Annotated in this window: 9 protein-coding genes; 4 read left to right on the top strand and 5 right to left on the bottom strand. The window is 42.8% G+C overall.

Annotation, left to right across the window (positions count from 1 at the left end):
- Window positions 1-141 precede the first annotated feature (141 nt).
- Together ACEW80_RS07835 and ACEW80_RS07840 are read left to right on the top strand one after the other, a co-directional pair.
- Window positions 142-1,260 carry a putative bifunctional diguanylate cyclase/phosphodiesterase gene (locus tag ACEW80_RS07835; RefSeq protein WP_373526054.1) on the top strand — a complete coding sequence of 373 codons (1,119 nt, stop codon included), beginning with the start codon at window positions 142-144 and terminating at the stop codon, window positions 1,258-1,260.
- A gap of 241 nt (window positions 1,261-1,501) precedes the next feature.
- On the top strand, window positions 1,502-1,666 hold the full coding sequence (locus ACEW80_RS07840) for a group II intron maturase-specific domain-containing protein (protein ID WP_373526055.1): 165 nt from the start codon (window positions 1,502-1,504) through the stop codon (window positions 1,664-1,666).
- Here ACEW80_RS07840 and ACEW80_RS07845 read toward each other — a convergent pair.
- Window positions 1,653-2,261, bottom strand: coding sequence for a tyrosine-type recombinase/integrase (locus tag ACEW80_RS07845; RefSeq protein WP_373526056.1), 609 nt, complete (start codon window positions 2,259-2,261; stop codon window positions 1,653-1,655). The genes ACEW80_RS07840 and ACEW80_RS07845 overlap by 14 nt on opposite strands.
- A gap of 213 nt (window positions 2,262-2,474) precedes the next feature.
- Here ACEW80_RS07845 and ACEW80_RS07850 point away from each other — a divergent pair, with 213 nt between their 5' ends.
- Both ACEW80_RS07850 and ACEW80_RS07855 read left to right on the top strand, forming a co-directional pair.
- Window positions 2,475-2,759 (top strand): type II toxin-antitoxin system ParD family antitoxin, encoded by a 285-nt coding sequence (locus ACEW80_RS07850; protein WP_373526057.1) that lies wholly within the window; start codon window positions 2,475-2,477, stop codon window positions 2,757-2,759.
- Entirely contained in the window at window positions 2,760-3,074 is a 315-nt protein-coding gene (locus tag ACEW80_RS07855; protein ID WP_373526058.1) for a type II toxin-antitoxin system RelE/ParE family toxin, read from the top strand.
- Between the two features lie 25 nt (window positions 3,075-3,099).
- Here ACEW80_RS07855 and ACEW80_RS07860 read toward each other — a convergent pair whose 3' ends face one another.
- The 4 genes from ACEW80_RS07860 to ACEW80_RS07875 all read right to left on the bottom strand — a co-directional run bounded on the left by ACEW80_RS07860 (window position 3,100) and on the right by ACEW80_RS07875 (window position 5,940).
- Window positions 3,100-3,555, bottom strand: coding sequence for a hypothetical protein (locus ACEW80_RS07860; protein ID WP_373526059.1), 456 nt, complete (start codon window positions 3,553-3,555; stop codon window positions 3,100-3,102).
- Window positions 3,548-4,312 carry a ParA family protein gene (locus ACEW80_RS07865; protein ID WP_373526060.1) on the bottom strand — a complete coding sequence of 255 codons (765 nt, stop codon included), beginning with the start codon at window positions 4,310-4,312 and terminating at the stop codon, window positions 3,548-3,550. Before ACEW80_RS07865 ends, ACEW80_RS07860 begins: the two co-directional genes overlap by 8 nt.
- Window positions 4,313-5,050: 738 nt before the next feature.
- The gene (locus ACEW80_RS07870) at window positions 5,051-5,200 is read right to left on the bottom strand and encodes a hypothetical protein (RefSeq protein WP_373526061.1); all 150 of its coding nucleotides are present in this window, start codon (window positions 5,198-5,200) and stop codon (window positions 5,051-5,053) included.
- An 86-nt stretch (window positions 5,201-5,286) separates the two neighbouring features.
- Window positions 5,287-5,940, bottom strand: coding sequence for a hypothetical protein (locus tag ACEW80_RS07875; protein ID WP_373526062.1), 654 nt, complete (start codon window positions 5,938-5,940; stop codon window positions 5,287-5,289).
- Between the last annotated feature and the right edge of the window lie 738 nt (window positions 5,941-6,678).

The following is a 6,678-nucleotide window of genomic DNA, read 5'->3' on the forward strand; positions in this document are numbered from 1 at the left end:
TGATTGCAGGTTGGTTGCAAATAATCCTGGCTCAGTTGCATTTAATCCTGGCTGAAGCGCAATTATAGTTGCATTTAATCCTGGTTTGTAAATGTCTTGATTGCAGGTTTTAGCGATTAGTATTGCAGGTCGTTACAGCTAGTGGCGCTTGCTGACAGGCTGAAGAAGTGTTTACGCTCTGGAGATACAGTTGCACGTTTGGGAGGAGATGAATTCACAATCCTGCTTGATGATATCAAAGGCATGGGTGACGTAACGTGCATAGTCGACTGTATTCACCAGGAGATGACGTTACCGTTTAACCTCAGTAGCCATGAAGTATTTACCACCGTCAGCATTGGTATTGCCCTGACTGCAAACAGCTATGAGCTGCCAGAAGAAATTTTACGTGACGCGGATACTGCGATGTATCAAGCTAAAGCTTTGGGCAAGGCTAGATCTGAAGTGTTTGGCAAAGATATGCATACCCGTGCCGTAGCACGCTTGCAATTAGAAATGGATCTGCGACGTGCTATTGAGCGCCAAGAGTTCGACCTTCATTACCAGCCGATTATTTTCCTAGAAACTGGCAAGATTCATGGGTTTGAGGCACTTGTGCGCTGGCAGCATCCAGACCGAGGTCTTATTCACCCAGCAGAGTTTATTCCAGTGGCAGAGGAGACGGGGCTAATTGTTCCCCTTGGTCAGTGGGTGCTACGTGAGGCATGCCGTCACATACATATGTGGCAGGAACAATCGTCTAACAACTTTTCATTGACTATTAGTGTGAATCTTTCCAGGAAACAGTTCACGCAACCGAATTTAGTTGAGCAGATAGAACAAATTTTGCAAGAAACCAAGCTCGATCCCTGTCATTTAAGTTTGGAAATTACAGAAAGCATCGTCATGGAAAATGCTGAAGCTGCAACCTCCATGCTCCTGCATCTGAGAGCTTTGGGTATGCAACTACACATGGATGACTTTGGAACAGGGTACTCCTCTTTAAGTTATCTACATCGTTTTCCCATCAACACATTGAAGATCGATCGCTCCTTCATTAGTAGAATAGGCGACGATGCTGAAAATTTAGAAATTGTGCAGGCGATCGTGACGCTGGCTCATAGTCTTGGTATGGAAGTAACGGCCGAAGGGGTGGAAACAGCAGAGCAGCTAGCACAGCTTAGGGTTCTAAAGTGTGAGTATGTTCAGGGTTACTTCTTCTCCAAGCCGGTCAACAGCGAAATGGCAAAAGCTTTAATTGCTAAGGAACCACAGTTGTAGAAATAAAGCGTTAGACTAAGTTCTTTGAAGTGGAATATCTAGTAGTCTGCCAAGACAACTTTGCATGGAATGGAAGAAGCGTTAGGTGTAACTTATAACAACAAAGATCAGCTCACCAGAAAAGACCAAAATAGTCCATATTAGTGAAGGATTTGATTTTCTTGGGTTTTCAATTAGACAATACAAAGACATCAATACCAAAACTGGTTGGAAACTGCTCATTAAACCGAGCTTTGAATCCATGCAGAAATTACGGGATAAGCTCAGACGTGTATGGTTGGAAAATAAAACCCTGAGTGTCGATGCTTTAATAGCCAAGCTCAACCCAATTATTAGAGGTTCAGCCAACTATTTCCGTATTGGTGTATCTTCAGAAACATTTGATAGTTTGCTTAAAAGGGGCTGACAGTCGGCTCAAAATTCAGGGCAGCAATGGCGTTTTCCTTATGCTGGTCAGTCACGCCTAAATAGCGTTCCAGGGCGGCTAGGCTGCGGTGTCCGCTGATGGATTGAATGTGCCGTAAGGGTATCCCTGCATCACTCATAGCCGTTAAGCAGGTTCGGCGGAAGGAATGGGTACTCATGCCCCGTTCCTCTAACCCTACCCTTTGGAGAGCTTCTCTCATCAGCCGGTCGGCACTGGCTTGGTGGATGTGGTTCAGTCCGTGCCTGCCGGGGAACAGATGGGGATTTTTGCCCCTGGCTTTGATGAGCGGGGCATAGGTTTCAAGGTAGTCTTTCAGGATGGGGTGAATTTGAATCTCCCGCGTGTCGCGTCCGCCTTTGGTGTTATAACTGCGAATAATCAACTTAGTCCTCACGCCTCTAGGCGTGATCACATCGCCCTTGAGCAGGGTACAGACTTCGTTGATTCTGGCTCCGGCATAGAGGCAGACACCGAACAGAGCGCGATCGCGCGGGTTGACAAAACCCTCACGAAACAGCAAGGATATTTCTTCAGGTTTCAGTATTTCCGCTTGGCCGAATCCGTTGATTTTCACACCTTTAAGACTATGCTGGGATATTACACTTTCCTAGCGTACCAGCCTCAACGCCAGGTTTTCCGTCCCGCTCCCCTGAAAATCAGAAAATCTTATCAGTGGATTTTTGCAGAGCGATAAGCTGGGCTTAATAATATCCTGCTTCGCCCTATAGATATGTGTATGATTTAATCATACACTGTGATCAAATGCTTTCAGGAAAGAGAATATCTTATGAGAACCACACAGCCCCTTAGCATCACGTTGCCGCATGACATGATGGAAATGGTTAAAGCCAAGGTCAGTTCGGGCGAGTATGCGACAGAAAGCGAAGTCATCCGCGACGGGCTTCGCACCCTTCAGGCGCGTGATGCAGCTTTAGAGAAGTGGTTGTGCTCAGAAGTCGTCAAGAGCTATGACGAATGTGAAGCTACGGAAAGCCTGGGCATTCCGGCAGAAGATATAGTGGCGCGTGTCCGCTCCAATTACCGCAAGCGCACGACCCAAGCAAACGGCTAGATGAAACAATATAATGTCATCTTCTCGCCACGCGCCGAGCGCCAACTTGATACGCTTTACAGTTATATTGCGGATCATAGCGGGGAAGAGCGGGCAGAGCGTTACATCAGCGACATTGTTGCTTTCTGCCAGCGTCTTTCCCTCTTTCCAGAACGCGGAACGAAGCGTGATGATTTGCGTCCGGGGTTACGGGTCGTCGGTTATGCCAAGCGTGTCACGGTTGCCTTTTCGATAAAAGACGACAGGGTGACGATCCACGGTATTTTTTATGGTGGGCAGGATTATGATTTCATGATTGAGGCGGATGAACCCTGAATCCGGTATGTGTCGCGGATTCAGTTTAGGTATTAATTTTTTTCGCCATTGTCTGAAATTTCCGTTGCTCGCCCGCCTGCTTGCGCTGCTGATACCGTTTTTTGGCTTCCTCTAATATGTCCTGCATCAATTCTTCGTTTTGAGAACAAACGATAAAGGCAGCTTCTATAAAGGTGTCCCTGGTAACTTTTTTGGCGGTGCAAAAAACATCTAGTTCAGTGTCTATGTCCTGTTCCAGCCTGATGGTTCGCCGGACAGTCTGCGGTAAATCGCTTTGCTGCTCTTGAGGGGAAACAGTGGGGTTGTCCTTTAGCCCTTCACTATTAGCAGAATCTTGTTCTTCGGTCTTTTTTAAATGACTAAATTCAGTCATTTGGTCATTAACTATTTCTGTATTTTCTTTTTTGACCAGAGATGTATCTCTAGTTGGCACGGTGGGACGCGCCCCCTTTTTTTTCAAACGGTCAAAAACATCAGACATTTTTTTGTAACCCCTCGATAATCTGCTGGAAGGGGGCTTCGAGTTGGGTAAAGCCGAGGGAGGACAGGGTTACACCCTTATCAATCGCTTTTTTGAATTGTTCTGATTCTAGAATTGACGGTAAGACAGGGATGGTTTCTGCAATTGTTCGCATCGTTTCAATGCTTATCTTGCTTTGGGCTACTTGGTTATTCCCTACCCACTTATCTCTGAAAGGCAAGATGCCCAGTATTTCACCTGAAAAAGCATCAATTTCTCTAAGTTCTTCAATCAAGGCAAGGGTGCGGATGAGAGAATTTACCCCTTTGGATGATGCTTCCGCCGGGATGATAATATGGTCAGCCGCCCCCGCCGCCGTCAGACAAATTTGCGATCGCTGGGGCGGCGGATCAATGATGCAGTATTGGAATAAATCAGCGACTTCTTTTAATCGCTTGCTGAGAACAATCGCCCCCATGCCGCTACTGGATAGAAACTCTTGCGCTTTATCCAGCCCGTCATCTGCCGGAATGAGCCACAGGTTCTCACCCACTTCATAGATACCATCTTCTGTACTCACCTGTTTTTTTAGGACTTCCAGAAGCGTAGGCTGGTTTTCTTCAACTTCATGACCAAGATAAAAAGTCAGGTTGGATTGAGGGTCAGCGTCAACCATCAACACCCGCTGCCCTTCCTGAGCAAGCCTTCTGCCTAAAAGAATAGCAGTAGTGGTTTTACCCTGACCGCCGGAAAGGGATGTACACGTAAGAATCAACATTGACCTGTTTATTGTTTTTTGTAAAAAAATTAGCGTCAATACGCAAGTTAGTCAAGACATTAATACTAAATGACGTTTTTATATAATGCAATAATTGATTAATTTAGTCATTTCACAATTTAGTCATTCAATAATGACTAAATTGTGAAATAAGCTTAACCTCATCAATTCGTGAGGCCCCGACGAACTGGGAGACGCTTCACTTAGAGCGGGTGGTGTGGGGGACGGGCATAAGTTCACTCGTGGAGTGGCCAATACTCAGCAGCCCGCCCCCCACACTCCGCTGTCGCCACCCGCTCTACTCCCAGTTCTTGAACAGTGCTGTAGTAGAAAAAATTGAGAATGGCAATTTGTTATTTTAGCAATAACCAATTCCACACCATCAACCACTTTCCAGTTTTCACAATCCACAATTAAGCAAACCTTATCAATCCCCTACACGGCAGAATCAGCCTTTCCAGGTTTTATCATCAGGCTGGCTTATATGAGGTAATATTATGGTCACTCCTAACAAGTACTAATTAGGCTAAAACCCTTACTGTTGCATGGTTACGGATGATTATGGTTTTGCCCAAAACGCTAATGAGGTTACAATTTGATATCATTTTTGATATCAGCTTGTAGACTGGGTGCGGGTTCTGCCTGATCGCGCGCGAAAATTTTCTCTGGCTAAACGTGATCCTCGGTTCTATGCCTAGAATCCCCCGAAATTTTTCGCTCTCCTTTTAAAATCCTTGTTTACTCCGTCTTGTTTGGTTTTTTTAGGTCTAGTGGTGGTTGTATTTTCTTTTTTAGTTTCTTTAATTTTTCAATTATCTCAGTTTCTTCATCGTTTTCCTTCTTTTGATTTTCAAAATTATCAATTGGTTCTGGGAAAGATGAGTCCATTCAGATTTCTCCTAATTATTTAATAGAATGTGCAAATCTGTATTTACTTTTTTGAATAATATTTATATATAAATGTCCCATAAAAATTATTGCTGTGATGTAAGTATTTTTATTTCATTCCATTCAATTTTTGTGGGGGAAGTAACTCGCAATCGAAGTTTAATAGGCATAGGGTTTTCTTGATGTACTAAAATTAAATATTCTTCTTCAAGTTTTTCATTAGGCTCTATCCAATCATGATTGGTGAAAACATCATATGCTGCTACATCTTCCCATATGACCAACTCAAAAATATTATTTTCTGTACTCGTGTGTGGACTTTTATAAGAACTAATAACTAAAGCAGTTCCTTCCTTCTTAATCTGGGTTTGGGTTAATCCCAGATTAAGAAGAGATATTTTAGCTATTAAATATTTAACTCCATTTTGCTCAATGATACTAGCTAAAATATCTAATTCTAAACGTTGTTTGTATATTCTTCCTTTAAAATAGTTAAAATAAGTCCAGATGCCACCGATAGAAAAGGCGGCAATCGTAAATATCTTTTGTATATCATCTAACAATTTACTCCACTTTTCAGAATATAAACTTTCATCTACCAACTCCAATTTTAATGATTCAACAATTGGTTTTGACTCAAGCAAATCAGGCTTTACTATTTTTGCCTTGCAAGAGATTATGCCAAACAATAAAAAAACAATTAATAAACTGCTAAATAATAATCGTCGTTGCCATTTCATAATGTACACAGAAAAATTTTACTGTCTTGACACATAACAATCCTGTCAAGATTCCACTCCACTAAATTTTTACCAAAGTATTTTGAGCATTATCTTATCATCTTTTGACCTGACTTTTCACGGGATGTGGAAAGTCAGATATTTTGACGAGTCATCTAATCAAAAGTTAACCAGAGCGATTGGAGTTAAATTTGTTTGAGTACGAATTTTTAAACCCAATAGCCGACATAAGCACCCAAAACTACTTTTTATAAATCAAAAAATACATTGGAGGTTTTGGAGCTATGCCGGAACAAAGCCACTCATAAAAAGACAGGATCATCGCCCGGCATACACTCCAAAACCCCCTCGTTCATTAGGACTAGCTCCGACCGAGCAGTATTGAGTGTGCAACATCAGCGCCTAAAACGCTTGTAAACAAGCACTCTTAATTAGAAAGCGTTTACATCTGTAGACATGAGAGATTCGGGTGCGATTCAAAGGTAAGAATTCACTTGTTTCCCCTGAGTTGACCACTTTTTCTTAAATTCTATTGGGTGCATAGTATTCACCTATTTCCATAAATTAATTAACAGTGAAGAGCTAAGTATCAAAAGAAATCGGCTTACCGTTGAAATGGTTGTAAATATCCTCTGGGTTAAACCAGCTTGGCAGTGTGCGCTCTGCCTCCAGATATTCCTCCCCATTGTCATCAAGCAAGCCGCGAATAATCTTGACTCTAGACAGTGGGGTTTTACC

Source organism: Nostoc sp., assembly GCF_041747015.1.
GTDB lineage: Bacteria > Cyanobacteriota > Cyanobacteriia > Cyanobacteriales > Nostocaceae > Nostoc.